This window comes from Kumtagia ephedrae, assembly GCF_003012745.1.
Classification (GTDB): Bacteria; Pseudomonadota; Alphaproteobacteria; order Rhizobiales; family Rhizobiaceae; genus Kumtagia; species Kumtagia ephedrae.
On record NZ_PXYK01000023.1, the window covers coordinates 60085 to 86928 of the forward strand.

Consider the following 26844-nt stretch of genomic DNA (forward strand, 5'->3'; position numbering starts at 1 on the left):
GGGAGCAATGCAGGACCCTCAGCCGGACGCGCCTTGTGCGACTTGCGTCCGATACTTCGCAAACTAGAGAGAAACTTCGATCAGCACCAGCGGGCCTCTGGTCTCTCCCGCGATCTCCGGTTTTTTCAGATAACCACGAAATCAACATTAGTCGGCGCAAGCCCGGGATCAAGCTTTGCAAACAGCACGCCACCGCCCGCCGCACTGCCGGTAGCATCGTAATAGAGCTCGCCCGTATCCGTCTCGTAGATGATGCGGTCGGACGTATCTTGCGCCAGCCCGGTGGTGTTGGCCCGGAAGGCACCAGCCGCCAAGGTCCCTAACGTGGTCAGCCCGGTGAAATAGGCGTTGTCTAGCTGGATGGTGTCGTCGACGACCCTGAAATCGGTGATGATGTCGACATTGGTCGAAGCATTCAGTGCCGAGTTGAAGACGAAAATGTCCTTGCCGGTCCCGCCAGCCAGCGTATCGTTGCCCCTGTAACCCTTTATGGTGTCGTTGCCGGCGCCGCCGGAAATGACGTTTCGCGCGTTGGTGCCGAACAGATTGTCGGAAAAATCCGAGCCGGTCAGATTCTCGATGGAGTTGAAGGTGTCGCCCTTGGCGTCGCCAGTGTTGAGGGCAGCGTTAGCTAGGCTGACGGTGACACCTGCCTTGGCGGAGGTATAGGCGGCGCGGTCTATGCCCGTCCCGCCGGAGAGATAGTCGACCCCGGCGCCACCCATCAGCGTATCGTTACCGTCGCCGCCGAACAGGCGATTGTTGCCGGTCCCCGAATAGAGGCGATCTATGCCAGCCTGGCCGAATACGTCGCCGTCGACGGTGCCCAGGCGGCCATCGTAAAGATCGTCGCCGCCGCCAAGGACGATGTCACCGACCATTTTACCGGCGTTGGTGATTTCGTCCTTGGGGGTTCCGTCTGAGAAGAAGGAGGCGTCGACGCCCCGGATCGTGCCGGAATTGTGGACGGTCAGCGTCACGGCGGAAAGACGATGCCAGATACCGTAGCCTTCCGCATCGATTATTCCGCTATTGACGAGTGTGGAACTATTCGCGGCCGAGCCCAATTCGTCATAGAAACGGACCCCATGGTTTCCGGTGATCAGGCCATGATTGATGACCTGCTGCCCGGCGCCATATAAAAGTATGGCGGTGGACCCGAACGAGCGAACCTGACCAGTGGCTTCCACCGTGACGCTGTTCGCGCCTCCCGTGTAGAAGCCGATTTCGATCGGATTACTCTCGTTGGCGACAGTCCCTGCTACGATGATTTCGTGGCCATAGGTGTTAAACGCGAGGATGCCGCCGTGGAGAAACACCTGCTGTGCTACGAATACACCGTCGCCGTGGGTCGGTGTGACGACAGCCGTACCGCTCTGGGGAAAATGCCATGCCATGATCGCCCTCCGTGTTTGCCGCCTGGGTTTCAAGCCCACGATAGCATATTTCCCTGAACAGTCTTGTTAGGCTCGGAAATCGTCGGGATGAGAGCTGCTGCGACGCCAGGTGATGGGCAGCAGGGGCCCGTGACAATCAACGGCCGGCGATATCCACAGCGATCCCGCCGTTCCCGTCAACGGCAATCTCCTTGCTCGGCGGCAGCGAATCCAGGATTATCTTCCTAGTGGGGCGTTTCTCAAATTGGAAGACGCAATGGGACGGCATCCGAAACAGAAGGAACTCAGACCGGATCAGGTGAATCGGATCGTCTATGACGCCGCGAGACTGCACGAGTCGATAACCAACCCGCGACTGGTAGCCGGGACCCCGCATTCCCGAGCGCTGCGCAACCTTTCCGGAGCGCTTGTCGCAGCTGTCACCACGATCACCGGCGACACTCGTCCGCCATGGGCGTTACGCGGCAGCGGGCATGGAAGCTACTTCCAGGCTCCGGAGAGCAAATCGCCCGGCGACATGTGAGCCGAATTCTCAGCTCGTCCAACTGTGGCGGGACGAGAAGGCAGGATAAGCCTGCCTAGCCTATGTACTTCCCAACAGGAGCGTGAGGCCCATCGCAAGGGGCAGCGGGGGGAACGATGGGCCTCGGCATTGCTGCTTACGTGGAACGCAGAACTCTTCCGTGCCCTAAGAGTATGCGGAAACATTGTTAACGCGGTGTTACTTCTACATTCTTGGCGCCACATTAAAAATCGGCAGTGAACGTTTTCACCTGATTCATATTTAGGTGCAAATCTTCAACTGGGCGGTAGCAGGGAAGCAAAATCTTGACGGAACTGCTATTCATTCGGAGGCGCCGCAAGAGATGGTCGGGCATATCAACGCAACTGGTGCTGAGGCGAGCCGCAATCTTGGCGTGCTCATAAACGCAGTTGTCTCGGCACAATACCGCCTGCCGGCAGACGAAATCATCAAGCTTGCCCGTTCTTTGCCTCTGCAAGATAGCTGATCCGAGCGTCCTTCGCGCTGCAACGAAGGCAGCGCGGGCGACGTAGCTGGGTTGCCGCTGCACTCACCACACCAGCAAACGGTCGCCACTGACAACCTCATAAAAGGCGAGCCCGCCGCCCACAGTGGAAAGCAGAACGCCGACAACGAGCGCGGCAATCAGGATTGGCGATTCGTCATTCATGTACCACGTCTCAAAAAAAGGCCGGCGTTAGCCGGCCGACTACAAAATGTTCCCACGGCTTTGGGCACAAGGGACCGCGCCCTCCGTCGCATCGATTTGTGACAGTTGGACAACAGCCAGCAAAGGCGGCTGCCCTCACCCGGCGAATGCGCCCAGCAAAAGCAGGATGCCGATCAGGGCGACCGCGATCGCTATGCTAATGAGAACCGGTGGGTCTTTGACACGCAGTGGACGCTGGGCCATCCGTCATAGGCGAATCGTGCGTAGAGCGATAGGTCCAAGAATTGTAGCGTCATCTTGAGTGGAAAGCATCACCTTCAGATTACCATGAAATCGGCGGCTGAGAGGGCGAGGCCCGGCGATACCGACGCGAACTTCACAGCGGTGAAGGCGCTGCCCGAGCCGTCGGCATCATAAAACAGCGAACCCGTGGTCGAGTTGTAGAGGATGCGGTCGTCGGCGTCGCGCGCTGCCACCGCGATGTCCTTGAAGGCGCTGTCAGCAAGCGTGCCAAGGCCGAGAGCGGCGAAGATGGCGTCGTCCAGATGGATCGAGTCGTCCGCCACGCTGAAGTCGGCAATGCGATCGACATTGTTGGAGCCGAGCGCAGTGGAGAAACGGAAGGCGTCCGCCCCGCCCATACCATACAGCGTGTCGATGCCGTCGCCGCCGTCGAGGACGTTCGCACCATCGTTGCCACGGACCCAATTACGAAGGCTGTTGCCGGTGAGATTGATGGCGTAGGTGGCGATTGACGAGGTTGTGTGAAGATGCTCGACATCCACCCCCTCGGCCAGCACGAAATCCACACCAGCGGCAAGCCGGTCGGTGCCTTCACCAGCGAGTTCGACAATCAGAGCAGCCGCATCGTAGACGACATATCTATCATTGCCTCCATGCCCGATCAGCGTATCAGGCAAGCCGTCATCGGGCAGCGGGCCGGTGCCGCCGTCGTGCAGGATATTGGCGCCATCGTTGCCGGTGATGATCTGCTGCAGCGCATTGCCGCGGAGATTGATGGAGCTGCTGCCGGTTGCATCTGTTGTCTGCAGGAATTCGACTGCGCTTCCAGCCGCAAGCGCGTAAGAAACCGTGCTCTCCACGGTATCGGTGCCGCCGCCTAGAACCTCGACTACTTGGTCGAGCGCGCTGTCAACCTTGAACAGGTCATCGTCCGCTCCACCGTTGAGGACATCGTTCCCCACCCCACCGTCTAGGGTATCTGACCCGCCACCGCCCGTCAGTGTGTTGGTGCCGATACCGCCGATGAGCGTGTCGGCAAAACTCGAGCCAACCAGGTTCTCGATCCCGCTCAAAGTATCGCCCTGGGCGTCGCCTCCCGTCCCGACCCCGTTCGCCAGGCTGACCTGCACGCCAACGGCCGAATTATTGTACCAGGCCGTATCGACACCGCCGCCACCGTTAAGGGCGTCGGCGCCAGCTTCCCCTGCGATGGCATCGTCTCCCAGGCCGCCGTCGATCGCATTGCCGGCCGTATTGCCGATCAGATTGTCGGCGAAACTGGAACCGACGATGTTTTCGACCGCGGTCAATGTGTCGCCTTGCGCGTCACCGCCAGCTGCGGTGCCGTTTCGCAAGTCGATGGCGACGGCAGCGGCAGAAGCGTCATAATAGATTGTGTCGACACCCGCGCCACCATCTATGGCGTCCGCGCCGCCATAACCGTTGATCAGGTCATCGCCATCTCCCCCGCCCAGAGCATTGCCTGTGTCATCGCCGCGCAGAATGTCCGCGAAAGCCGAGCCGATAAGGTTCTCGATTCCTTGCAGCACGTCTCCCTGAGCAAAACCGCCGGAATTCACGCCGAACTTCAGGTCGGCGGTAACACCAGCGTTGGACTGGGCGTAGGTCGCCGTATCGATGCCGGCGCCACCTTGCAGGGTATCGGCACCGACACCTCCGTCTAGCACATCGTTACCGATGCCGCCGTCGAGTATGTTGACGAGGCCGTTACCAGTGAGGATGTCGGCGAAGCCCGAGCCAATAACATTTTCGATGTTCAGAAGAGTGTCGCCCTGAGCAATATCGCCTATGCCGCTGGACAGGGTCAGATTGACCACCACACCGCCCGCCGCGGCGGCGTAGATCACCGTGTCGATGCCGTCGGCACCATCCAGGGTGTCGGCTCCCGCGCCGCCGTCTAGCTTGTCGTTGCCTGTGTAGCCGTACAGGCTGTTTGTGACGGAGCTGCCGACGAGCACGTCATCGAATGTTGAACCGTTTGCGCTCTCGACGTCGGTCAGCGTGTCGCCCTGCGCTTCTCCGCCGGACGCAACCCCCGAGGCAAGGTTGATCGTGACCGCGGCTGCCGAGCCGTAATAGAGAACAACGTCAATGCCAGCGCCGCCGTTCAGCACGTCCCCGAACGCGCCGCCTTCGAGAGTGTCGTTGCCAGCCCCGCCATTCAGGGTGTCGGTGCCGCCAGTGACGACCGTGCCTGCATAGTTGTCGCCCACAAGAGTATCATCGCCATTGGCGCCGTTGAGTATGTCGGCGCCATCGAAACCGACCAAGCCGGTGCCGAGATTCAGGTTGGCCGTCTGATTGTCATCGAAGGCCGACCCCAGCACCAACTCGAAGCCGGACAAGGTGGTGCCGGCAGCCATGCCGCCACCGCTGCCGACCCCGGTTGTTAGGTTAACGGTGAAGCCGGCACCGACGACACGACCATCGAACAGGTCATAGCCGTCGCCGGCAATCATCGTGTCGGCGCCGCCACTCAGCTGGATGTAATCATTGCCGGCGCCGGCATCAATCACATTGTCTCCGCCGTCGCCGGCGATCTGATCGCCAAAGGCGCTGCCAATGACGGCTTCAAAGCCGATCATGGTATCACCCACAGCTTCGCCTGCGACGCCAAAGGCGTTCAGTGCGACCCCGACGCCGGCGGTGGCGTCGGCGAAGCTCAACGTGTCGAATCCGGCTCCACCATCCATGTAATCGGCGCCCGCGCCGCCCTGGATCGTATCATTGCCGCCCAGGCCAAGCAGCGTGTCGTCGCCGCCAAGGCCGTTGATGATGTCAATGCCGTCGGGATTAATTGGGCTACCAGGATCCGTGCCCGCAATCGGGTCATTGGCCGGACCGCCATTGAGGAACTGGGTCATGCTGCCTCCCGCCAGTCTCGGGAGTGTGCGACCCAGAGCCTGCACGGGGAATCGCCCACCCACCGGTTGCCGAGTTTAGCAACTCTGCAACCTGCGTCTATCCAGTGCAGCTTATGGCTCCGCAATTTCGCATACACATGGGTAGCGAACTGTAAAGCCAAGCAGGAAAGTTACTTCCTACCCGCAATCGAGCCCGGCCCGCTGCGCTCGGTGCCCACATGGTCAAGAATGGCCGCGCCCGCGACTGGCTGCGCTACAGCTACGGGGTTTACCTGCCCCTACGAGCTCGCGGCCAAGGGCGAAGGACTCGGCATCTGGAGCGGCACGTTCGACAATCCTTGGGATTGGCGCACGGGGCGGTCGTGAGATCGCGTAAGCATTTGGCCAATCGATACACGGATCGTGAAATCTAGAATGTACCGATCTGTGGAAGCGTCTGTATTTGCACGATATAATGTGCATGTGAAATGCACGGACTGTTTATTATTTGCGCGTGAATTATGTTTCAGGCGGATGTGATAACAATCCCCGATATTCAATACAACGCTGTGTTTTTCGGGGTCACTCAGCAGAACCCCTTCCCTCTTGTCTCTTTTCCATAAAGCTACGCCGCGCGGGCGGGCGCTGGGAGAGGAGAAAGCTGATGTACCTAGCTGAGTTCGCCAGACACGCCAACACCGCACGCCGCAATCGCATGTTGGTTAAACGGCGAGGCACCAACTTCGCCGGGCAGCCGGTCTTGACGCCAGAGGAGGACGATACATGCCGAAAGCTGTATCCTGACTATGCCGCCTTGCAGCGCGCTCTTTCAAGGCGCACGTATCATTCAATTCGGGCCCGGTGCCGCCACCTCGGGATCGCAAAAAACCAAGCGTCAGTTTACCGCCCGAAAGGTATCGGATGTCAGGCGGATGTACGGGCGTGCGTCTGACGCAGAGTTGAGATCGCATTTCGCACATCGAAAACACGACTCCATCCGGTACATGGCCCGGTGCTTTGAAGAGTTCGAGCAACACCGGACGCCTAGTCGGGACGAGTGGCAGATCATGTCCTTCGCGATCTGCCACTCCAACGAGTTGATCCGGGCTGCCCAGGCGCAATGGCAAGTCATCCAAGAAAACCAGGCAGCCAACAACAAGGCCGAACAAGAACTGGTGGCGCTAGGCGAGGAGCTGCGGCACGAGCTCGCGGAGCACGATAGGCTCTTCGCAACGCTCAGGGCGCTGCACAAGGCGGGCCGGAAAAGCGGCGACAGCGAACTGGAAGCAGCATACGACGCATCGAGCGAGAACCGGGGCCGATGCCTTGAACTAGTCCAGGCTATCGAAGCCAAGCTCACATCCCCTGCGAGGGTTTACTGCTAAGGCTCAGGCAATCCTCTACACCGCTCCTCTCGCTGAAATTTCGTACAGTGACGCGCCCGGCCATGTCGATCCTGCCGAGAGCTGCATTCGGGAATTCCTGAGCGAAATTCGCTCTGCTGCGGGGCTGTCATCATGAGCGCTGACCTCATGCTGCTGACCAAGGGCAAGGCTGCCGGCCCGGAATTCGACGAAATGGTGATATCCGCGCTGGATGGCGGGCCGCTGCAATGATGAATGCCCGACTGCGTGACGTGGCCGGGCTTTCGCATTTGGGCCTGTCCCGACGCCTATAGGTTTTTTTAACCCGAAAGGGACCCTGCCAGCTGGCGCGGCCGGGGCGCCGGTGCTGGCGCGCCAGACACCAGGATCACCACGTCATCAGCGGTTTATCGATGGCTGCTTCATAGAACGCCAGTACGCCGCCGATGATCGAAATCAGTATCGCGCCGACGTGCGCAGCGATCGGTAGAGGCGAATCGTCCATAGTCGAGCGATCAGGCCACTCGGAACCCGGCAGCAGCTTTGGCATCGAGCTGTGCGGCGATGTCCTCTATCGACTCCCGCACGGCAAGCAGTCTCTGCTTTGCTTCCCGCCCCTTCGGATCGGTTGCCTGCACCGCAAAGTAGAGCGTTGACCCGCCGCCCGCGCGCGTTGCGATATGCGTCACCTTGTCGAGCGACACCAGCACGTTGTCGCCTTCCTTGTTGGACTTCAGCCTGACGGGCTCGGGCCTGGCTCTTCGCGGCGCAGCCTGTGCAGGACGCACACAACCAAGTATGATGTAGCCGGCTCTTCGGAGCTGCGGCCGGCGCGAGGCTACCCCAAAATACCCCCCCAAGCGCGCGCCGGCCGTTTGCAACTCTCGCTCCGGTCTACAGTGCCTGGCCGGCAACGTCGGCGATCTTCTCGCCGCGCTCATCTGGAAGGATGGCCTCGATTCGTGCCACAATCCTTCAAGCATCGAAGGAGATGACGATGCAGCAGATATTTGCAGTTCTCGGCTACATGTCGGCACTCTTGGCGTTCGCAATAGGTGCCGGTCTGATCGCTAGATGCTTCGGCTGGGATGCCGAACTGAACAAGTGGATACATCCAACCCGACAGTTCAATGGCTGGCGCAAATTTTGGAGCGAGTAGGCGGGCTTTTTCTTAATGTCTCGGCATGTCATCCTCACGAGCGGGGGCGCAGTGAGGGACATCAAATGAATCAGTGAAGCTGGATTATCGCGGCCGTTCTCGTGATCATTCTTATCATCGGCTACTTCATGATGAGGCCTGGCGCCGAGGCGCCTACGGAAGCCGCCACGCCGCCAGCAACCACGGAACAGCGGCCCAGCCCGCGCCCGCTCAATGATGGCTTCATTCGAATAGAAGATCGTCAGCCCGTGCCCGGCTGCGGCGACGTGGCCGGGCCTTTTGTCGACGTTCAAGCCTGAGGTAGCACAATCTGGTGCGCTTTATGTACCTGTCCTAAAGGCCGAATCGCTGCATTGGGGCTTTTCAAGCAAGAAACAAAAGGTGGATGGGGCGCGTAGATAACGCAAACGTGATCCTTGCCGCCGCCGGGCTTGCGGACCGCCGCACTGCCGGTCGTCTCACCGAGCTTCACCCGTTCGATCGCGGCGCTGTAGCTAACCTGGAACGGCTGCGCGGCCGCGCGCTGCGAAAGACCGACTACAGGCGGTCCAGGCAACAGCAACGAAGCAGCGGTATGCCATCAAAGATCTTTAAATTGCCAGATTACCTCCATGAGGCACGGCGTCGCACAGATCATGCACCCTCCCGGTATCCCGCTCAGAGTATGGCGTCTGAAATAGCTTCGCCATGCAACCCAACAAACTGGCTTGGTGACAAAGCTGTCCAACTATTGAAGCAGATCTAGCAGCGCTAGCGCGACGACATTCGTCGCGAGGGCAAGATCGTCCAGCTTCAGTTTCTCGTCGGCGCGGTGGGCGTTGGCCTCCAGCATCGTGCGCGGGCCGGCACCGTAGAGCACCGTCGGAATGCCGGCGTTGCAATAGTGGCGAGCATCCGTATAGAGCGGCACGCCATGCGTCGCCACCGCCTCGCCGGTGAGTGCCGATGCATGCTTCGTCAGCGCCGCGGCCAGCCGCTCCTGGCCGGCCAGCGGCTTCAGCGGGTTGGCCAGCATCAGCTCGCGCACCGTGCATTCGATACCCGGAATCTCACGCGCCGCCGCCTCTATGAATGCCACAAGGTCGCGCGCCACTGCAGCGCCGTCCTCCTCCGGGATCATGCGGCGGTCGACCCGCATGACGATCTTGTCGGGGACGACATTGGTGTTGATGCCGCCCGAGATCAGCCCAACCACAAGTGACGGCGTGGTGATGCCCTCGACTGCCGAGCGCTGCGCGGCGAAGCAGGCGCGCAGCGCGTAGAGCCGGCTGAGGATGAGGGTGGCCGCTTCCAGCGCGTCGATCCCGGTCTCTGGTCGGGCGGCGTGCGCCGACTTGCCGCGTACCTCGACGTCGAGATGCAGGCAGCCATTGTGGGCTGTGACCACGCCGTAGGAGAGGCCGGCGCAGATGGCGTAATCCGGCTTGGTCAATCCCTGCTCGAGCAGGAGCAGCGGTCCGATGTCGCCGCCGACTTCCTCGTCGTAGGTGAGGTGGATTTCGACCGTGCCGGAGAGTTTTTCGCCGAGCGACATCAGCGCCAGCAGCGCGTAGGCGTAGGTGACGAAGTCGGACTTCGAGGTGGCGACGCCGCGCCCGTACATCCAGCCGTCCTTGATGACGGCGCCATAGGGGTTGACACTCCAGCCTTCGCCCGGCGCCACCACGTCGCCATGGGCGTTGAGCGCGATCGTCGGGCCGGGGCCGAAACGATGCCGCACGATCAAGTTGCTGGCGCTGATCATGCCGACCTTGGCGACCAGCTCCTGCGGCACCGTGTGGCGCTCGACGGTGAAGCCCAGCGCCTGGTAGAGCGCGGCGGCGCAGTCGGCATGCGCCTGGCAGTCGCCGGGCGGGTTGTCGGAGGGAACCTTCACCAGTTCGGCGAGCATGCGGACCTGGTCGTCGCGCCGCGCGGCGATAAAATCCATGAGGCGCGCCCCGGCATCGCCGTCGGGGCGGGAGGCGGCGGGTTTCGAATCCATTACGGCTTTCCTTGGAAATTCTCGATGAAGCTGAGCAGGACGGCCGCGCCGGCGGCCACGTCCCCGGCCGTCACCGCCTCCTGCGGCGAATGGCTGACTCCGTCCTTGCAGCGGACGAAGATCATGCCGATGTCGGTGAGCCGGCTCATCGCCATGCCGTCATGGCCGGCGCCGCTCGGCAGGTGCAAGACTTTGAGCCCCGCCGTTTCGATCGCCGTCGCGATCTGCCGGACAAAGGCCGGCGCGCACGGGCAGGATTTGAGGTCGAGGATGACCTCGACGGCGATGCCGACGCCACGCCGCGCCGCGATCTCGCGGGCCGCCGTGTCGATTTCGGCGAAGGCCGCATGGCGCACCGCGTCGGCCTGCGAGCGGAGATCGACGGTGAGCGTGACCGCGCCGGCGATCACGTTGATCAGGCCGGGCTCGGCCTTGAACACGCCGACGGTGCCGACCGTGTTGTCGTGCGCGGCCGCGATCCTTTCCACTGTGAGCGCGATCTCGCTTGCGGCCAGCACCGGGTCGTGGCGCATGCCCATCGGCACGGTGCCGGCATGGTTGGCCGCACCCTCGACCCGGATCGTGGCGCGCGTCTGCCCGGAAATCGCGGTGACGACGCCGACCGGCAGGCCGGCGGCCTGCAGCACGGGGCCCTGCTCGATATGCAGCTCTACAAAGCCGATCACGTCCTCCGGCTTGTGAGCGGCACGGCCTATGGCGGCCGGCTCGAGGCCGAAGGCGGTCATCGCCTCGCGCATGCTGTGGCCGTCGGCGTCACGCGCCGACATGAGGTCGTCGCCGTGGTCGCCCGTGACCGCGCGGCTGCCGGCGAGCGTGGTGCGGAAGCGCGTGCCTTCCTCGTCGCCGAACGCCAGTACCTCGATGCCGAACGGCAGGCGCCGGCCGCGACCGTTGAGCACGGCGACACAGTCGAGCGCCGTCAGCACGCCGAGCGGGCCGTCGTAGCGGCCGCCGTTGACGACGCTGTCCATGTGCGAGCCGGTGAGCAGATAGGGGCCCCCGCCGCCCTCGCCATGGTAGCGGCCGACGACGTTGCCGGCTTCGTCCAAACGCGCCTCCATGCCGGCCTCGCGCATCCACTCGATCAGCGCCGCTGCGGCGATGCGATGCTCGGGGGACAAATAGAGCCGCGTCACCCCGTCGCCCGGCTCGCTGATCGCGCCGAGCGCGTCGCAGCGCTGCAGGATGCGGCGGCCGGCGTCGACCTCGTCGAGATAGGCGGAAGGCGCGTCCTGCCGCTTCGGTTCAGCGTTGGGGCGCATGGTGCTGGTGCCAGTGGCGGGCGATGGCGTCGCGGCGGCAGATCCAGACGGCGTCGTGCTTCTGCACATAATCGAGGAAGCGCAGGAACGAGGCCCAGCGCCCCGGCCGCCCGACGATGCGCAGGTGCAGGCCGCCCGACATCATACGCGGAATGCGGTCGCTCTCGCGGTAGAGCACGTCGAACGTGTCCTTGAGATAGGTGAAATACTGGTCGCCCGAGTTGAACCCGGCCGCCGCGACGAAACGCATGTCGTTGGCTTCTAGCGTATAGGGGATGCGCAGGTGCTGCTTGCCGTCGACGGTTTCCCAATAGGGCAGGTCGTCGGCATAGGTGTCGGAATCATAGAGGAAACCGCCTTCCTCGACCACCAGCCTGAGGGTGTTGGGGCTGCAGCGGCCGGTGTACCAGCCGACCGGGCGTTCGCCGGTCAGCCGGGTGATGGTGTCGATCGCCAGCTTCATGTGGGCGCGTTCGGTCTCCTCGCCCATCCACTGGTGATCGATCCATTTCCAACCGTGGCTGGCGATCTCGTGGCCGAGCGAATGCATGACCTTGGCGGCCTCGGGATAGTGCTCCAGCGCCAGGCCGTTGGCCAGCACGGTGGCGTGGATGCCGCGCTCCTTGAACTCGTTGAAGATGCGCCAGAAGGCGACGCGGGTGCCGTATTCGTAGAGCGACTCCATGTTCATGTTGCGCACGCCGAACAGCTGCGGCGCGCCGATGATGTCGGAGATGAAGTTCTCGGAATGCGCGTCGCCATGCAGCACGCTGTTTTCCGAGCCTTCCTCGAAGGCGACGATGATCTGCAGCGCCAGTTTCGCGCCGTTCGGCCAGTTCGCTTGCGGAGGCTTGTCGCCGTAGCCGATCATGTCGCGGGGGTATGCCATGGTCCTGTCCTTTCCCAGTCCGCCCGCCGGTCGTCACCGGCGCGGCGCTATTTCCAGATGCTTCACCGAGCCGCTCAACGGCTTCGGCAGAGGGTAGGCGAGGTCGCCGACCTTGCTGGTGCCGAGCCGCAGTGCCACGATGCCTTCGATCAGCTTGGTTGCGGCGGTGACGCCTTCGACGACGGGGACGCCGATCTCCTGCTGGATGTGGTCGGCAAGATCGGCCATGCCGGCGCAGCCGAGCACGATGGCGCCGGCCTCGTCCTCGGCGACGGCGCGGCGGCACTCCTCGAGGATGTCGCGGCAGGCCTCCATGCCGGTTTCCTCAAGTTCCAGCACCTCCAGGCCGCAGGCGCGAACCCGCCGGCACTGGTGCTCGAAGCCGTGAATCTGCAGCAGGTGCTCGCAGATGATTTTTGTACGCGCCAGCGTGGTGACCACGGAGAACCGGGTGGCGATGATGCTGGCGAGATGGAACGCCGCCTCGGCGATGCCGATCACCGGGCCCCTGGCGATCTCGCGCGCCGCGAGGTAACCGGGATCGCCGAAGCAGGCGATGACGTAGCCGTCGATGCCCTCGGCCTCGCCGCGATGGATCGCTTCCAGGATGCCGATCGTGCTGACCGCCTCGTCGTAGTGGCTCTCGATCGATGCCGGGCCGCTCAGCACCGACGCCGAGACGATCTCGGTGCCGGCGGCGGCAACGCTTTTGGCGGCCGCCAGGTTCTTGCGGGCGAAGGCTTCGGTGGTGGTCGGATTGATGATCTGGATGCGCATGCCTCAACCCCCGAGATAGGCGCGCCGAACGTCGTCGTTGGCCGCCAGTTCGGACGATGGCCCCGACAGCGCGATCCTGCCGGTTTCCAGCACATAGGCGCGGCTGGAGAGCTTCAGCGCCATGCGCGAGTTCTGCTCGACCAGGATGACGCCGACGCCATGGTCGCGATTGATGCTGGTGACGAAGCGGGCGATCTCGCGCACGATGATCGGCGCGATGCCGAGCGACGGTTCGTCGAGGAGCAGCAGGCGCGGCTTCGACATCAGCGCGCGGCCGATGGCGACCATCTGCTGCTCGCCGCCGGAAAGGCTGCCGGCCTGCTGCTTGATGCGCTCGCGCAGCCGCGGAAAACGGTCGAGGATGGCGTCGAGGTCGGCGGACACGCCAGCGCTGTCCTTGCGCCGGTAGGCGCCCATCAGCAGATTGTCGCGCACGCTCATGAACGGGAAGATGCGCCGGCCTTCCGGCACCATGGCGACGCCGCGCGCCACGACCTGGTCCGGTCCCGTGCCGTCGAGGCGCTCGCCGTCGAAGCGGATTTCGCCGCGCTCCGGCCGCGTCAGCCCGGTGATCGCGCGCAGGATCGAGGTCTTGCCGGCGCCGTTGGCGCCGATGAGGGCGACGATCTCACCCTTGCCGGCGAGCATCGAGATGCCTTTGACGGCACGCACCTTGCCGTAGGAGACCGACAGGTCGCTGATCGAAAACGCCGCGCTCATAGCCCGATCTCCTCGTCCTCGGAGCCGAGATATGCTTCGATGACCTTGTCGTTGCGCTGGATTTCGGCGGGCGTGCCCTCGGCGATCTTGCTGCCGAAATTGACCACGACGATACGCTCGCTGACGGACATCACCGCGGCCATGTCGTGCTCGACCAGGATCGGCGTGATGCCCTCGTCGCGGATCTTGCGGATCAGCTCGACGCCGCGCTTGGTCTCGTCGGAGTTCAGGCCGGCGAACGGCTCGTCGAGCAGGATCAGCTGCGGTCGGGCGGCGAGCGCCACGGCGATGCCGAGGTTGCGCAGTAGGCCGTGCGGCAGGCCGGCGGCGAGCGTACCGGCGTGGCTAGACATGCCGAGCAGGTCGAGCACGCGGTCGGCATGCGCGCCGGCCTCGCGGTCGTCGCGCCGCGCCTGCGGCGAGCGGAGGATCATGCCGGCCAGCGAAGCCTTGCAGTCCTTCTGGTAGCCGAGCAGCACGGCCTCGCGCACCGTCATGTCCTGGAATGCGGTGTTTTCCTGGAATGTCCTGACGATGCCCTTGCGCGCCACCGCGTGCGGGCCGATGCCGGTGATGTCCTGGCCGTTGAAGCGGACCGTGCCGGAGGTCGGGACCATGAACGACGAGATCAGCTTGAAGCAGGTGCTCTTGCCGGCGCCGTTCGGCCCGATGATCGACAGGATCTCGCCGCGCTGCAGCGTGAAGGTCAGGTCCTTGACGGCGGTCAGGCCGCCGAAGACCTTGGTCAGCCCCGAGACCTCAAGCATCGGAAGCCTCCTTCGCGCGCGCCGCACGCGCCTTCAGCACGCTGAGGATGCCGTTGGGCATGAGCAGGATGCAGAGGATCATCAGGCCGGAGAAGATCACCGTCTGGTAGCGCTGGAGCTCGTGCAGGAGCTCGAAGCTCACCATCATCACCAGGGCGCCGACGAGCGGGCCGATGACGAATTCCAGGCCGCCGACGAAGCAGTAGACCATGAAATAGACGCTATCGATGACCTGGAAGGAAGTCGGGTAGACGTTCTGCTGCAGGGCCGCAAAGAACGCACCGCCGACGCCGGCGTAGAAACAGCTCACCATGAAGGCGACGACGCGGTACTTAGCGATGTTGATACCGAGGCTGACGGCCAGGTCCTCGTTCTGCCGCAGCGAGCGGAACACCGCGCCGACGCGGCTGGTGTCGAGCAGCCACATGAACCACAGGCCGAGCATCAGCAGCGAGCCGGCGAGGTAGAAGAAGGGCAGGCGGGCGCCTTTCTCGAAGGCGGGAATGAGGGTGAGGCCGAACAGCGACAGCTCGCCGGGCAGCGGCAGGTCGACGATGCCTTGCGCGCCGCGCGTGACCGCCGGAAAGCTCAGCGCCGTCAGCCGGCAGGCTTCGGTGATGCAAAGGGTGATCATGGCGAAGTAGACGCCTTTCAGGCGCAGAACCGGCCAGCCGATGAGGCCGCCGATGATTGCCGCGACGAGACCCGACAGAGGCAGGCAGAGCCAGAACGACACACCGAAACGCGACACCAGGATGGCGGTGACATAGGAGCCGATCAGGGCGAAGCCGGCCTGCGCCAGGTTGATGCGTCCGATTGCGAAGGTGAGCCAGACGCCGAAGCTGATAAAGCTCACCACCGCCATGGTGGTGGTGACGTTGAGCACATAGCCGTTGCCGCCGAACAGCAGCGGTACGCCGATGAAGTAGGCGATTGCCACCAGCAGTCCGAGGCCGAGCGGCTTCAGCGGCGAGGCCGCGGACTGAGGCATGGCAAAGCCGGACATGGGGATCGTATCTTGCGTGTTCATTGTCGGCTCAACCCCAGGGCTTGCCCATGATTCCGTGCGGCCGCACGATCAGGAAGCCGATCACGATCAGGAAGATGATCAGGAAGGTCATGGAGCCGGGCAGCAGCGCGTAGCCGACCGATTCCAGCACCCCAAGCACGAAGCCGCCGAGAATGGCGCCGGAGAGCACACCGGCGCCGCCGATCATGATCATCAGGAATGCTTTGATCGACACGGCCGTGCCGGCACCGGTGTGGACGGCGAAGATCGCCACCAGCAGCCCGCCAGCGAGCCCGGCGAGGCCGGTGCCGAGGCCGAAACCCATGGCCGACAGCCATTTGAGGTTGACGCCCTGCAGGGCGGTGGCGTCGCGATCCTGTGCCATAGCGCGCAGCGCGCGGCCGGTCTTGGTGTAGCCGATGAAGAGCATCAGCGCGACGATCAGCAAGGCGGCGACGACGATCACCACGACGCGTCCGGTCGGCAATCTTGCGCCGAACAGTTCGACGATGCCGGTGGCGATCGGCGGAACGCCGCGCTGCTTCTCGCCGAACACGATCAGCGCCAGGCTTTCGAGGAAGACGGCGGTGCCCATGGCGAGCAGCATCGTCACCTCCTCGCGCTTGACCCGCAGCATTACCGGCCGGAACAGGAAAAGCTCCATGGCGATGCCGAGCGCACCGACGATGACGAAGGACATCAGCAGGCCGAACCAGAACGGCAGGCCGAACACGACGTTGAAATAGTAAACGACGAAGCCGCCGATCATGTAGAGCTGGCCATGGGCGAAGTTCACCACCTTCATGATGCTGAAGATGATGGTGATGCCGAGGGCGATCAGGGCGTAGGTGGTTCCGACGACAAGCGCGTTGAGCAGAACCTGGGTCATTAACAATTCTCCTAACCGGATGACGGTGGCCGTGGGACTGGGCCACCATTCACCAACGGCGCAGCCGATGCGACGCAAAAATGGGGCGGTCCGCGATCGGACCGCCCCAGGGCGGTCAGTCGGGGAGTTTTCCGACGAACAGCGGTTCGTAGGCGCCATCCTTGACTGCCTGCACGACGATCGGCACGGAGACCTGGCGGGACTGCCCGTAGTCCTGGCGGCCGACATATTTCAGCTCGCCGCCTTCCTTCAGGAACGGGTTCTTGCCGACGAAGCTGTCTAGCGCCGCCTTGAACGCCTCGGTGTCGTCGAGCGCCTTTGGAGTGCTCTGCAAGGTCTGCACGATGATCTCCGGCCCGTAGACATAGAGGCCGGCGACGTCGTTCCATTCGCCCCAGTCCTTGGTGTAGCGCTCGATGAACTTCACCATGAAATCGCTGCGGATCGCCTCGGTGCTGGCGCCGCCGGCGACGATGAAGCCGTTCGCCGCCTCGCCGGCGACCTCGAAGATCGCCCTCGGATCCTGGCCGGTCTCGGTGCTCATCGTGCCGGTGAAACCGAGTTCGCGCGCCGCCTTGATCAGCGGACCGACATCCGACGGGTTGACGCCGGAGAGCACGATGTGGTCCGGCGAAGTGCCGATCACCTTTGTCAGCACCGGGAAGAAGTCGGTCGTGCCGGATTCGTAGGTCTCCTGGTCGGAGACGACCTCGAGGCCGAGCGTCTTGGCGGCCGCCGTCCCTTCGTTGCGCTGGTTGAGCGGATCGGCGTTGTTCTCGCACACGAAGGCGATCTTCTTGATGCCCTTGTTGTCCATGAGCCATTTGTAGATGACCGGGCCGACTTGGTAAGAGGCGACCATGCCGAGGATCGATTGCGAGGCCGGTGCCTTGTAGAGCGATTTCGAGAAGGCATAAGGCATGTTGATGGTGCCGTTGGCCTCCATCACCGCCTTGGCGCTTTCGGCTGTCGAATCCGTGTTCGGGCCCTGGATATATTTGATGCCTTCCGAAACGAGTTTTTCGGCACCAGTCTGCGCGCCTTTCGGATCGCCCTTGTCGTCGACGCAGACGACCTCGATGTTGTAGGTCTTGTCGCCGATGGCCACGCCGCCATCGTCGTTCCACATTGCCGCCCGCGTCTTGGACGTCTGGCACATGACGCCGCCCCAGCCGGCGAACGGCCCGCTCATCACGCCAAGAGCCCCGATCTTCAATGTCTCGTTGGCTTGCGCCAGAGATATCAAAGCAAAAGTGCCGGCAGTCGTTGCCAGCGCCAGCGCACGAACGAGGAGTGTTACTTTAATCCCTGAAGATTTCATCTTGCCCTCCATTTGCAGCCGACCGTTTACTTGCTATTGAACCCATGTCAATTGGTTCAATAGAAGCTAAAACTCGCATGTGTTCCCTTGTTTTTCTTGTTTTTCGAGCGTATGTCTGTGTCAGGTGAAGTGTCAATGAATTCATTGACACGGTGTCAAAGCGCGGGGCGCAATGAACTGGAAGCCTGAGTTACGCAAGGGAGCCGGCCCAATTTATGTGGCGATCTGCGACGCGCTGGCGCGTGACGTGGCCGAGGGCCGGTTGCGCCCCAGTGATCGTTTGCCGCCGCACCGCGATCTCGCCTACCGGCTCGGCGTTACGGTCGGCACGGTCGCCCGGGCCTACGCCGAAGCGGCGAACCGGGGACTTGTCGTCGGCGAAATCGGACGCGGAACCTTCATCAACGATTTCGGCAACCACCGCGAGGACGTCACCCGACTCGTGGTTCCGGAGAATCCGCAGTCCGAAATCATCGATCTCGGCCTCAATCTTTCGGCGATCGGCGAAGCCGAGGAGATGCTGCGCTCGACCTTGCGTGATTTTTCACGTTCCAGCTCGCTCGACACACTGCTGACCTACCAGCCTAGCGCCGGCGTGGCCTCGCATCGCGCCATCGCGGCGCAGTGGCTGCAACGGATCGGAGTTGGCGTTCATCCGGACAATGTCGTCATCTGCAACGGCGGTCAGCACGGACTGCTGCTCAGCATGATGGCGTTGGCCGGTCATGGTGACTCGATTGCCACCGAACCGTTGACCTATCCCGGCGCGCGCGCCGTCGCGCATCAGCTTGGCATCGGCCTGAGCGCAGTTCCCATGGATCAGGACGGACTCGACCCCGCCGCCTTGGCGGAACTATGCGAGACCAAGCGCCCGAAGGCACTCTACTGCATGCCTGTCCTGCAGAATCCAACCACGATCACGATGTCGGCAGACAGGATGCGGAAGATTGCGGAGATCGTCGACCGTAACGATTTGTGGATCATCGAGGATGATGTGTACGGTTTCCTGGCGGAGGACCGTCCTCCGCCCTTCGCAGCGCTGCTGCCCGAGCGGACTGTCTACCTGACCAGCGCATCGAAGAGCATGGCGCCGGGATTGCGCATCGGCTTTCTTGCCGTGCCGCCGGGCCTCAGCCGGACGTTCCAGGAAGTCGTCACTATGAATAACTGGATGTCGCCACCGCTGATGGCAGCTGTGGTGACGAGCTGGATCGCCAACGACTATGCCGACAGGCTGGTTGCCTGGCATCGCGAGCAGGCGCGGGAACGGCAACAGCTGGCGCACGAGATGCTCGGAACCTTCGTGCAGCGGACTTCATCGTCCTGCTACCATCTGTGGCTGCAACTGCCGGAGCCATGGCGCATGGATTCGTTTTCGGCATCAGCATTGCGCGACGGCGTAAGGGTCATCACGGCGGACGCATTCGCCGTGAAGCGCGATCACGCCCCGCACGCGGTAAGACTGTGCCTGGGTGCAGCTCATTCTCTCCCTCAGATCGAGGTCGGCCTTAGAAAGCTGGTCAGCCTTTTGCAGGCTCGGCCGCGCCCGCAGATGGATCTGCAGTCCATCGGATATATCTGATCGCGATTTTCGTTTCGTGCACGACGCGTTGCGCATCTTGAGTCCGTGGCAGGGATCTTAGGCGTTGGCGCCCCGCATCGGCTCCAGCGCATAGCGGGTGCGCGCATATGGATAGTTGAATACCGGCGACGTGCCTCCGCGGGCGTCATGATCGACCGGAAGCAGATTGGCGCCATAGCGGGCGTCGCTGTCGCCTGTGGGACGGTGAGTTTCTGCTGGTTCTCGCCGAGATGTTCAGCGAAGGACGCGTCGAGAAACTGAACAACGGGAATATCCAGTCCGTCGAGCCAGAAGATCGGCTCGTCGCTTTCGTGCCACGCCATAGGCGGCGTGATAATAAAGTCGCCTTCGTTCAAAGCGCATCGCCGCGGACGAATGGATGTTCCCAACGTTCTGGGCGTCGCCCATCGTGTCGAACAGGCCGTCGGGCTTGCGATCCTCAATGATATAGGCGATGCCGCACCGCTTGCCGCAGCACGCGGAAGCGCACCGTCGCGCCGCGCAGCCTTATGCGACCGCCATGGAACAGGTCCCGCTTCAGAACGTGTTCCTGGGCAAGCTTGCGAGCCTGGACCCGCGATCGCAGCCTTTGCTCTCGCGGATGGTGCAAGATGGACTTTTACGGCCTGATCCGCTTGGGACTTGGCATGGAAGTCGACGGCGACGGGCGGGTACTCAGCGGGAATGCGAAGGGCCGCCTCTTCGCGCTGGGGGTCTGGACGCGCGGCAGCCTTTGGGAGGTGGTCGCCGTGCCGCACATACGCGACGCCGCCCGCAGGGTGGTTGCGGCTCTAATGTATTTTGACAGGCAATTTGACGCCACACGGCGCAAGGGCTGAGCCCAACGGGGTACCGTAAGCCTAGAGAGATTAATGTCGGCTTCAGGACATCAGGCTACCCTGCGTGAACGTCAGAGATGAAGGCGCGAAGGTGCCGTTCACTCCGCAGCAGACGAAGGTCGATCTCTGCCAACTTGGGTCATAGGCTGTTCAATCCAGGCGTATGGACAGGATAGAAACCAGTTTTTAAGCGCAGCGATCATCCGCAAGAGCTTTGCTAAACTCTGCTGTTTGCCGATCGCCGGCGCCTGAGCACTTGCCGACTATGGGAAAGCCAAGGGGTCTTACCCCTTGCTCCCCCAAGTGCCGCCTGCACAGTGGCAGGGCCGCCGGCTCGCAAACGGTCTAACACCGGCATGCTTCCGAACATCGTCATTCCGTCCCGCTCGCCCTGGCAGCCCGGCCATGCTCGCCGGCATTTGCCCCCTCCATCCCCGCGCGCTCACGCGCCCCCGGGAGGCATGTCGGGGGACATGCCTCCGGCAGTAACAGGAAAGGAACAACAATCATGAACATCACCAGCATTAGCCAGAACGACCAACAGAAGGCGGCAGCGCACGGCTTCCGCGTGGACATCTCGCGCGGGCAGCGTATCGGTCGCGTTTCGTCGGAATGGTTCTCGCGGCCCGACGACGAGCGCTATCTATCGCTCACCGAGCTCTACGACGCCGTGAAGGCGCGGGCGGATCGCGCGAAGGCGCGTACCGTGGAAAGCCGCGCCGTGCGGGTGGAGGCGAGCCGCGACAATGCGGAAAGGCTTTCGCTTATCGTCCCCGGACAGGAACAGCCTGTCGCACCGACCCATTGGAGCTTTGGACAGCTTTGCAGCCTCGTCGGTGCACCCGCGACCTACATGCGCCAGCTTCCCGCGCCGCTGGCAGGGATCAATCTGCAGCATGGCTTGCTGTTGCATCGCGCCGAGCTGTGAAGACCTTGGAAGCGGAAGACGGCCGCATTGAGCTTCGCGCCGTGACCGGGCCGGACTACGGCCGCATTTGGGATCATGAGCTTGTCACCGCCGTCATGAAGATCGCCGGCAACGGAACCGGCGATACCATGTGGAAGGTTCCCGGCGTTCTGGATTGGGCGACCATGACGCACAATCCATTTGTCGACGTGACCAAGGACACCACCACGCTTTACGCCAGCGACCGCGACGTGTTCCTGTTTATGGTCGACGATACGCACCCCATTGAGGCCGGACGCCTGCCGAACGGCGAGCCCGATTTGTATTTTCGCGGCTTTTACGCGTGGAACAGCGAAGTCGGATCGAAGACCCTCGGCATCGCCTCATTCTACCTGCGCGCCGTGTGTATGAATCGCAATCTGTGGGGCTGCGAAAATTTCGAGGAAATCACCATCAGGCACAGCAAGTTTGCGGCGCAGCGTTTCGCCCATGAGGCAGCGCCTGCCTTGCGCAGCTTCGCCAATTCCTCGCCCGCGCCTTTCGTGGCCGGCATCAAGCCGCGCGGGAGAAGATCGTCGCTCGCACCGACGAGGACCGGGAGAGCTTCCTGCGCAAGCGCGGTTTCAGCAAGGCCGAGACAGGAAAGATCATCGAAACCGTGTTGCAGGAGGAAGGCCGCCCGCCGGAAAGCATCTTTGACTTTGTGCAAGGCATGGCTGCCCATGCCCGCACCAAGACCAATCAGGACAGCCGCCTTGAACTGGAGACGAAGGCAAAGGTGTTGCTGGAAAGAGCTGCCTGACGAAAGGCCGGGCGCGGCAGGCCAGTCCCGTCGCGCCCGATCCCTTCGGTCCGCTGCATGGTGTTCCGAGCCTGGATGCATGCCAAAAATCCGCCGATCCGTAAATCCGGATCGGCGGTTGCAGCCACGCCTGACGCACGCCCGCCGCTCGCCGGACTGCGCCCGGCTCCCGTGAGCACGGCCAAATCACTGCAACCAGTTCAAGAAGATCGCTGCACCTAATGCCCCAGAACGCCGACACATAAGAGCGTGACTTTAGCCGACTCAATTCATGAGGTATGTTGTCATGTTTTTAGGCGGCGGATGGGGTAAATGATGCGGAGAAAATATGCCCAACTCGCAGGACTGGATGGCCAACGCAGCCTATCTCTACACCCTCTTTCTCGATCGCCCGGCCCTCGCCTGGGAGCATTTGCGTCGCAATCCCGACTATGGGAACGACTGGCGCCGGTTCAGCTTGCGGCGGCGATCAACCAGCACACATGCACGGAAGTGGGGGCTTCGATTTTTTCGAGAATCCCGCGGAAGACGCCCGCAGTGCACTGCCTTTCTGGCAACCTAATCCGGACATCACCCTAACGATCGCAACGGATGAAGACCCGGACACCCTCTCTCCGATCTTCGATCCCTGGCGTTTTCCCGGCCGCAAGACGATCGGGCATGATGGTTTCCGTCTCGCGCTGAAGCTCAGCCGGTACGGTCGTTCCTGGCATGTCCATCTCGCCGACGCACTCGAGGCTGCCGAGCCGTTCATCTTCGCTGTTGCTCCGGACGAAAGGGCCACCGCGCGACTGAGGGAAGCAGACGACATGCTGGCAATGATTGCCGGCCGGAACGCCGGTTTCGTCGGTCGGCGCGGCTCCACCGAGCCCGTCATCACAATGCAGTCCCTCCAGGCTCTCGACGGACACCTTGCCGGCGCGAGCGAGCGCGACATTGGCATCGCAATCTTCGGCGAGCACATCGTGAAGGAGAAATGGCATAGCGACAGTGAGCTGCGCGCCAGGGTCCGCTATCTCATCAGGCGCGGCCGCACCGTGATGACCGGCGGCTACCGGAGACTGCTCTGGGGCACGGCCGCTCGCCGGGCTAGCGAGTTTCCTATGCCGGCCACGCTCCCGACAGGGAGAAAGACGGCCGGCCGAGATTCTCCATCCGCAGCAGGATAGACTTTTCCCAAACTGCCTCCGAACCGCTGGACCGAGCCCCGCTCGGCCAGCCTGATACGGAGGCAGTTTCGTGGATCGTTCCGAATCCAGGCCGGCAAGCCGCTATCTCACCAATGAGGAAGCCGCCGCCTATCTCAAGCTTTCGCCACACACCTTGAACAAGAAGCGCGTCATCGGCGGCGGCCCGAAATTCCGCAAGCTCGGCTCCCGCGTCGTCTATGCGATCGACGACCTCGAAAGCTGGATCGAGGCGCGGTCCTGCGACACCACCTCCGATCCCCGCTACGCCCAAGCCCGCTGATCGCCGGTACGACGCATGGCGCGCAGGCACGTTTCCGAGCGCGACCAGCTCGAACTGTTTCGATCGCGTGCCGGCGACATGGCCGCCCGCGACGCACAGGATCTCATGGCCTATCCGTTCTTCTCCCTCGCTAAGTCGAAGCGCGTCCAGCCGATCCGGTTCGAGGCCGGCGACGTCCGTATCCACGTCGAGGCTCCGGCCGAATTTGGCCTCGCAACGATCTGGGACGCCGACATCCTGATATGGGCCGCCTCACAGATCGTCGATGCACGCGACCTCGGCCTGCGCACCTCGCGGCTAATGGCGACCACGCCCTATGAAATCCTCACCTTCATCGGCCGCGGCACGTCCGTCCGCGACTACCAGCGCCTCAAGGCCGCGCTCGACCGCCTGCAAGCCACCACCGTCGCCACTTCGATACGCCAGCCCTCCGAGCGGCGTCGGCATCGTTTCTCGTGGATCAACGAATGGAAGGAAAGGCTGGACGCAAAGGGCCGGCCGCTCGGTATCGAGATGATCGTGCCGGACTGGTTTTACGAAGGCGTCCTCGACAACGCCCTGATCCTGACCATCGACCGGAATTATTTCGACCTGCTCGGCGGCATCGAACGCTGGCTCTACAGGCTGGTGCGCAAGCATGGCGGCCACCAGCCCGGCGGTTGGAGCTTCGACTTCCGCCACCTCTATTCCAAGTCCGGAAGCCTCTCGCGCTTCTCGAACTTCGCCTGCGACCTCCGCGACATCGTGCTCCGCCAGCCCTTGCCCGGCTACCGGCTGCGCGTCGACCGGCTCGACAATGGCCGCGAGTTGCTCGTCTTCGCGCCAGTCGGTTTGCGTCTGTCCACTCATTCAAGGGAGGCTGTGGAAAGGCTGTGAATCGTCTCGTGCTATCGAAGGCATCTGGCCTCGTGCTATCAGATGCACGACTATCGTGCTATCAAAGGCACGAACAGGGCCTAACCGTTTGCGACGCCTCGCAAATCCGCGCGCCTAACTTTCCTAACAGAGAATCTAACTTTTCTTATTGGACCGACGGCGGTGTGGAAAACATCGCTTTCGAGCCGCTTCCATCGGCAAGGAGCACGCCATGATCGTCGCGCTCCTCAACCAGAAGGGCGGCGTCGGCAAGACCACGCTCGCCACCCATTTTGCCGGCGAGCTGGCATCCAGCGGTGCCCGCGTCGCCGTCGTGGACGCCGATCCGCAGGGCTCCGCCCTGGACTGGTCGCAGCGCCGCGCGGAGACTGGTTTGCCACGCCTGTTCGGCGTCATCGGCCTGCCGCGTGAAACCCTGCATGCCGAAGTCCCCGACCTGGCGCGTGGCGTCGATCATGTCGTCATCGACGGCCCTCCGCGCGTCACCGCGCTCGCACGCTCCGCGATCCTCGCCGCCGACTTGGTGCTGATCCCGGTCCAGCCGTCGCCCTATGACGTGTGGGCGAGCGCCGAGATCGTGGCGCTGATCGGCGAGGCGCGGATGTTCAGGCCACAGCTCCGTACCGCCTTCGTCGTCAACCGGCGCATCGTTGGCACCATTATCGGCCGCGACGTGCGCGCGGCCTTGCCCGAGGGCCTGCCGGCACTCGCCGCCGACATTGGACAGCGCGTCATCTTCGCCGAGAGCGTTGCCACCGGCCGACTCGCCCGCGAACTGGAGCCTGGCGGGGCCGCCGCGCTCGAGATCGCCGCGCTCGCGACCGAGATCATGGGAACCGTCCCATGAGCGGCAAGCGCGTCAGCTTCGGCGCGAAGCCCGCCGCGCCCACGGTCGACGCCTGGGTCCAGCAGGGCAACGGCGCAGAGGGGCTAGCCCATCCGTCCGTCCAAGCCGCTGCGCCCAAGGCCGACATCTACACTGCGCGGCTGACCATCGACGTGACGCCGGAACTCCGCGGCCGCATCAAGGTCGCCGCCTTCCGGCAGGGCGTCACTGTCGCCGAGATGATCCGCGATCTGCTCGAAGCGCGCTTTCCCGACGAGGGAGGCAACGCATGAGCACGCGCCGCTACACCAGCGTCACCACCGTCTTCCTTCCCGACCGCATCAATGTCTGGCTGCGCTTCGCGAGGCCGGTGCGCAAGCGCAGGCTCGACCGCCGCCGCAGCCTCGCGCTGTTCGCGCCCCATAGCGTGTTCGCGCTGTTACGTTGGGAGCGCGGGCCATACGGAACCGCCATTTCCCACATCTACATCATGCGCACGGTGGCGCCGGGCGAAACCTGCTCGATGTGGCCCTATGTGCGTCCCGGCGCGGAGACCCTGCTGTTCGTTTCCGGTTGGCACCAAGTCGAACGCGCCTTGCGGGCGATCGATGCCGTGGAAGCGCTAGGCCTCGATCCGGCCGACGCCGCGCCGGACTACTGGCGGCATGTCCACAATCAGCTCTGGATTCGCCAGCCGCCGCATCCCTATTCGCCCGAGCAGCATCGCGCCTGGCTGCGCCGCCGCGAGCTGCTGTCGTGATCGCGCGCGGCCTCACCCTCGCGATGATGGCCAGCGGCGCCCTGCTGATCGCCGCGCCTGTCTGGTCGCGACACGCGCCGCGCTTCATCTGGAATGCGTCGGCCAGCCTGCCGCTCGGCCTCTACCGCGTCGAGCCGGCGGCGGGCATCGCGGTCACGGACATCGCCATCGTCATGCCGCCCGACGAACTGGCGGCCTTCCTCGACGAGCGCAGCTACCTGCCGATAGGCGTCCCGCTCCTCAAACGGGTGCTGGCGCTTGGCGGCGAGACCGTCTGCCGCTCCGCCGCGACGATCCTCGCCTATGGCGCAGTCTACGGACGAGCGCGCGCGCGGGACACGAACGGCCGGCCGCTGCCGGACTGGCAGGGCTGCCGCACGCTCCGTGACGGCGAAGCCTTCCTCATGAACTGGGACGCGCCGGACAGCTTTGACGGCCGCTATGTCGGCCCGCTCCCCGTCACCAGCATCGTCGGCCGCGCGGTTCCCGTCTGGACCGCCGGCGACACCGATCCGGCCCCTGCTGACACATCCGCCGGCTTCCGCCGGGCCATGACGGTCCGGCTTCCGCAACCGCAAAGGAGAACACGATGCCCCAGATAGGCAACTTCACGAAGACCAAGGCGGGCTATGCCGGCCATGTCAAGACGCTCACCCTGGACGTGGAGCTGAGCATCCGCCCGGCCGAGAAGTCCGATGCCGAGAACGCGCCGGAGCATCGCATCTACGCGGCCGATGACCGCGAGGTCGGCGCAGCGTGGAACCGCAGCGGCGAGAAGGCCGGCGACTATCTCTCGGTCGCCATCGACGACCCGACCTTCACGCAGCCGATCCGCGCCGCCCTGTTCCAGTCGGAAGCCGATGAGAAGGTCTGGAATCTCATGTGGAACCGGCCATCGAAGCGCGATGAAAAGGAATAACACG

General features: G+C 63.3%; 26 protein-coding genes and 1 pseudogene. 15 read left to right on the forward strand and 12 right to left on the reverse strand.

Going from position 1 to position 26844, the window contains the following annotated elements; all coding sequences use genetic code 11:
* Window positions 1-125: 125 nt before the first annotated feature.
* Entirely contained in the window at window positions 126-1397 is a 1272-nt protein-coding gene (locus C7I84_RS21595) for a calcium-binding protein (protein WP_106774287.1), read from the reverse strand.
* 788 nt (window positions 1398-2185) lie between these two features.
* Here C7I84_RS21595 and C7I84_RS29775 point away from each other — a divergent pair.
* Window positions 2186-2407 carry a hypothetical protein gene (locus C7I84_RS29775; protein WP_133170134.1) on the forward strand — a complete coding sequence of 74 codons (222 nt, stop codon included), beginning with the start codon at window positions 2186-2188 and terminating at the stop codon, window positions 2405-2407.
* 500 nt (window positions 2408-2907) lie between these two features.
* Here C7I84_RS29775 and C7I84_RS21605 read toward each other — a convergent pair whose 3' ends face one another.
* Window positions 2908-5718 carry a beta strand repeat-containing protein gene (locus tag C7I84_RS21605; protein WP_106774289.1) on the reverse strand — a complete coding sequence of 937 codons (2811 nt, stop codon included), beginning with the start codon at window positions 5716-5718 and terminating at the stop codon, window positions 2908-2910.
* A 1046-nt stretch (window positions 5719-6764) separates the two neighbouring features.
* Here C7I84_RS21605 and C7I84_RS21610 point away from each other — a divergent pair.
* Window positions 6765-7082: a hypothetical protein gene (locus C7I84_RS21610; RefSeq protein ID WP_133170135.1), complete on the forward strand. Its 318-nt coding sequence runs from the start codon at window positions 6765-6767 to the stop codon at window positions 7080-7082.
* 494 nt (window positions 7083-7576) lie between these two features.
* On the opposite strand, the gene C7I84_RS21615 is transcribed toward C7I84_RS21610, so the two are convergent.
* Window positions 7577-7771, reverse strand: coding sequence for a hypothetical protein (locus C7I84_RS21615; RefSeq protein ID WP_106774291.1), 195 nt, complete (start codon window positions 7769-7771; stop codon window positions 7577-7579).
* Window positions 7772-8058: 287 nt separating this feature from the next.
* On the opposite strand from C7I84_RS21615, the gene C7I84_RS30140 reads away from it, so the two are divergent.
* The gene (locus C7I84_RS30140; protein ID WP_165816168.1) at window positions 8059-8220 is read left to right on the forward strand and encodes a hypothetical protein; all 162 of its coding nucleotides are present in this window, start codon (window positions 8059-8061) and stop codon (window positions 8218-8220) included.
* Window positions 8221-8947: 727 nt separating this feature from the next.
* On the opposite strand, the gene C7I84_RS21625 is transcribed toward C7I84_RS30140, so the two are convergent.
* The 9 genes from C7I84_RS21625 to C7I84_RS21665 all read right to left on the reverse strand — a co-directional run bounded on the left by C7I84_RS21625 (window position 8948) and on the right by C7I84_RS21665 (window position 17871).
* A complete protein-coding gene (locus C7I84_RS21625; protein ID WP_425351372.1) occupies window positions 8948-10204 on the reverse strand; it encodes an ArgE/DapE family deacylase in 1257 nt (418 codons plus the stop codon).
* Complete coding sequence (locus tag C7I84_RS21630; RefSeq protein WP_106774293.1) at window positions 10204-11487, reverse strand: allantoate amidohydrolase; 1284 nt, start codon at window positions 11485-11487, stop codon at window positions 10204-10206. Before C7I84_RS21630 ends, C7I84_RS21625 begins: the two co-directional genes overlap by 1 nt.
* Window positions 11471-12376, reverse strand: a complete 906-nt coding sequence (gene puuE, locus C7I84_RS21635; RefSeq protein WP_106774294.1) for an allantoinase PuuE — start codon at window positions 12374-12376, stop codon at window positions 11471-11473. Before puuE ends, C7I84_RS21630 begins: the two co-directional genes overlap by 17 nt.
* Window positions 12377-12409: 33 nt before the next feature.
* Complete coding sequence (locus C7I84_RS21640) at window positions 12410-13153, reverse strand: aspartate/glutamate racemase family protein (RefSeq protein ID WP_106774295.1); 744 nt, start codon at window positions 13151-13153, stop codon at window positions 12410-12412.
* 3 nt (window positions 13154-13156) lie between these two features.
* Window positions 13157-13873, reverse strand: coding sequence for an ABC transporter ATP-binding protein (locus C7I84_RS21645; RefSeq protein WP_106774296.1), 717 nt, complete (start codon window positions 13871-13873; stop codon window positions 13157-13159).
* Window positions 13870-14640, reverse strand: coding sequence for an ABC transporter ATP-binding protein (locus C7I84_RS21650; protein WP_106774297.1), 771 nt, complete (start codon window positions 14638-14640; stop codon window positions 13870-13872). The genes C7I84_RS21645 and C7I84_RS21650 overlap by 4 nt, the downstream gene beginning before the upstream one ends.
* A complete protein-coding gene (locus C7I84_RS21655) occupies window positions 14633-15670 on the reverse strand; it encodes a branched-chain amino acid ABC transporter permease (protein WP_245428545.1) in 1038 nt (345 codons plus the stop codon). Before C7I84_RS21655 ends, C7I84_RS21650 begins: the two co-directional genes overlap by 8 nt.
* A gap of 7 nt (window positions 15671-15677) precedes the next feature.
* Window positions 15678-16538 (reverse strand): branched-chain amino acid ABC transporter permease, encoded by an 861-nt coding sequence (locus C7I84_RS21660; protein WP_106774298.1) that lies wholly within the window; start codon window positions 16536-16538, stop codon window positions 15678-15680.
* Between the two features lie 115 nt (window positions 16539-16653).
* Window positions 16654-17871: an ABC transporter substrate-binding protein gene (locus C7I84_RS21665; RefSeq protein ID WP_425351373.1), complete on the reverse strand. Its 1218-nt coding sequence runs from the start codon at window positions 17869-17871 to the stop codon at window positions 16654-16656.
* Window positions 17872-18031: 160 nt separating this feature from the next.
* Between C7I84_RS21665 and ehuR the strand changes: the two genes are divergently transcribed.
* The 12 genes and pseudogenes from ehuR (at window position 18032) to C7I84_RS21720 (ending at window position 26840) form a co-directional block, all read left to right on the forward strand.
* Window positions 18032-19441 (forward strand): MocR-like ectoine utilization transcription factor EhuR, encoded by a 1410-nt coding sequence (gene ehuR / locus C7I84_RS21670; RefSeq protein WP_106774299.1) that lies wholly within the window; start codon window positions 18032-18034, stop codon window positions 19439-19441.
* Between the two features lie 611 nt (window positions 19442-20052).
* Complete coding sequence (locus tag C7I84_RS21675) at window positions 20053-20280, forward strand: hypothetical protein (RefSeq protein ID WP_106774300.1); 228 nt, start codon at window positions 20053-20055, stop codon at window positions 20278-20280.
* Window positions 20281-20788: 508 nt separating this feature from the next.
* A pseudogene (locus C7I84_RS21680) lies at window positions 20789-21989 on the forward strand (DUF932 domain-containing protein).
* Between the two features lie 349 nt (window positions 21990-22338).
* Window positions 22339-22551, forward strand: a complete 213-nt coding sequence (locus tag C7I84_RS31075) for a transcriptional regulator domain-containing protein (protein WP_425351378.1) — start codon at window positions 22339-22341, stop codon at window positions 22549-22551.
* Window positions 22472-23158 carry a DUF2285 domain-containing protein gene (locus C7I84_RS21685; RefSeq protein ID WP_425351374.1) on the forward strand — a complete coding sequence of 229 codons (687 nt, stop codon included), beginning with the start codon at window positions 22472-22474 and terminating at the stop codon, window positions 23156-23158. Before C7I84_RS31075 ends, C7I84_RS21685 begins: the two co-directional genes overlap by 80 nt.
* Window positions 23159-23228: 70 nt before the next feature.
* Complete coding sequence (locus tag C7I84_RS21690; protein WP_106774302.1) at window positions 23229-23459, forward strand: helix-turn-helix transcriptional regulator; 231 nt, start codon at window positions 23229-23231, stop codon at window positions 23457-23459.
* Window positions 23460-23474: 15 nt separating this feature from the next.
* On the forward strand, window positions 23475-24335 hold the full coding sequence (locus C7I84_RS21695) for a replication initiator protein A (protein ID WP_106774303.1): 861 nt from the start codon (window positions 23475-23477) through the stop codon (window positions 24333-24335).
* 211 nt (window positions 24336-24546) lie between these two features.
* Complete coding sequence (parA, locus tag C7I84_RS21700; RefSeq protein ID WP_106774304.1) at window positions 24547-25182, forward strand: ParA family partition ATPase; 636 nt, start codon at window positions 24547-24549, stop codon at window positions 25180-25182.
* Window positions 25179-25454 (forward strand): ribbon-helix-helix protein, encoded by a 276-nt coding sequence (locus tag C7I84_RS21705; RefSeq protein ID WP_106774305.1) that lies wholly within the window; start codon window positions 25179-25181, stop codon window positions 25452-25454. The genes parA and C7I84_RS21705 overlap by 4 nt, the downstream gene beginning before the upstream one ends.
* Window positions 25451-25921 carry a DUF2840 domain-containing protein gene (locus C7I84_RS21710; RefSeq protein WP_106774306.1) on the forward strand — a complete coding sequence of 157 codons (471 nt, stop codon included), beginning with the start codon at window positions 25451-25453 and terminating at the stop codon, window positions 25919-25921. The genes C7I84_RS21705 and C7I84_RS21710 overlap by 4 nt, the downstream gene beginning before the upstream one ends.
* Window positions 25918-26523, forward strand: a complete 606-nt coding sequence (locus C7I84_RS21715; protein ID WP_425351375.1) for a S26 family signal peptidase — start codon at window positions 25918-25920, stop codon at window positions 26521-26523. The genes C7I84_RS21710 and C7I84_RS21715 overlap by 4 nt, the downstream gene beginning before the upstream one ends.
* Complete coding sequence (locus tag C7I84_RS21720; RefSeq protein ID WP_106774307.1) at window positions 26511-26840, forward strand: DUF736 domain-containing protein; 330 nt, start codon at window positions 26511-26513, stop codon at window positions 26838-26840. Before C7I84_RS21715 ends, C7I84_RS21720 begins: the two co-directional genes overlap by 13 nt.
* Window positions 26841-26844: the final 4 nt, after the last annotated feature.

What these genes read in the sequence shown, in the direction of transcription:
- C7I84_RS21595 (WP_106774287.1), bottom strand. Translation starts at nt 1,397, where the DNA reads ATGGCATGGCATTTTCCCCAGAGCGGTACGGCTGTCGTCACACCGACC.
- C7I84_RS21605 (WP_106774289.1), bottom strand. Translation starts at nt 5,718, where the DNA reads ATGACCCAGTTCCTCAATGGCGGTCCGGCCAATGACCCGATTGCGGGC.
- C7I84_RS21610 (WP_133170135.1), top strand. Translation starts at nt 6,765, where the DNA reads ATGTCCTTCGCGATCTGCCACTCCAACGAGTTGATCCGGGCTGCCCAG.
- C7I84_RS30140 (WP_165816168.1), top strand. Translation starts at nt 8,059, where the DNA reads ATGCAGCAGATATTTGCAGTTCTCGGCTACATGTCGGCACTCTTGGCG.
- C7I84_RS21625 (WP_425351372.1), bottom strand. Translation starts at nt 10,204, where the DNA reads ATGGATTCGAAACCCGCCGCCTCCCGCCCCGACGGCGATGCCGGGGCG.
- C7I84_RS21630 (WP_106774293.1), bottom strand. Translation starts at nt 11,487, where the DNA reads ATGCGCCCCAACGCTGAACCGAAGCGGCAGGACGCGCCTTCCGCCTAT.
- puuE (WP_106774294.1), bottom strand. Translation starts at nt 12,376, where the DNA reads ATGGCATACCCCCGCGACATGATCGGCTACGGCGACAAGCCTCCGCAA.
- C7I84_RS21640 (WP_106774295.1), bottom strand. Translation starts at nt 13,153, where the DNA reads ATGCGCATCCAGATCATCAATCCGACCACCACCGAAGCCTTCGCCCGC.
- C7I84_RS21645 (WP_106774296.1), bottom strand. Translation starts at nt 13,873, where the DNA reads ATGAGCGCGGCGTTTTCGATCAGCGACCTGTCGGTCTCCTACGGCAAG.
- C7I84_RS21650 (WP_106774297.1), bottom strand. Translation starts at nt 14,640, where the DNA reads ATGCTTGAGGTCTCGGGGCTGACCAAGGTCTTCGGCGGCCTGACCGCC.
- C7I84_RS21655 (WP_245428545.1), bottom strand. Translation starts at nt 15,670, where the DNA reads ATGAACACGCAAGATACGATCCCCATGTCCGGCTTTGCCATGCCTCAG.
- C7I84_RS21660 (WP_106774298.1), bottom strand. Translation starts at nt 16,538, where the DNA reads ATGACCCAGGTTCTGCTCAACGCGCTTGTCGTCGGAACCACCTACGCC.
- C7I84_RS21665 (WP_425351373.1), bottom strand. Translation starts at nt 17,871, where the DNA reads ATGGAGGGCAAGATGAAATCTTCAGGGATTAAAGTAACACTCCTCGTT.
- ehuR (WP_106774299.1), top strand. Translation starts at nt 18,032, where the DNA reads ATGAACTGGAAGCCTGAGTTACGCAAGGGAGCCGGCCCAATTTATGTG.
- C7I84_RS21675 (WP_106774300.1), top strand. Translation starts at nt 20,053, where the DNA reads ATGGACTTTTACGGCCTGATCCGCTTGGGACTTGGCATGGAAGTCGAC.
- C7I84_RS31075 (WP_425351378.1), top strand. Translation starts at nt 22,339, where the DNA reads ATGGCCAACGCAGCCTATCTCTACACCCTCTTTCTCGATCGCCCGGCC.
- C7I84_RS21685 (WP_425351374.1), top strand. Translation starts at nt 22,472, where the DNA reads ATGCACGGAAGTGGGGGCTTCGATTTTTTCGAGAATCCCGCGGAAGAC.
- C7I84_RS21695 (WP_106774303.1), top strand. Translation starts at nt 23,475, where the DNA reads ATGGCGCGCAGGCACGTTTCCGAGCGCGACCAGCTCGAACTGTTTCGA.
- parA (WP_106774304.1), top strand. Translation starts at nt 24,547, where the DNA reads ATGATCGTCGCGCTCCTCAACCAGAAGGGCGGCGTCGGCAAGACCACG.
- C7I84_RS21705 (WP_106774305.1), top strand. Translation starts at nt 25,179, where the DNA reads ATGAGCGGCAAGCGCGTCAGCTTCGGCGCGAAGCCCGCCGCGCCCACG.
- C7I84_RS21710 (WP_106774306.1), top strand. Translation starts at nt 25,451, where the DNA reads ATGAGCACGCGCCGCTACACCAGCGTCACCACCGTCTTCCTTCCCGAC.
- C7I84_RS21720 (WP_106774307.1), top strand. Translation starts at nt 26,511, where the DNA reads ATGCCCCAGATAGGCAACTTCACGAAGACCAAGGCGGGCTATGCCGGC.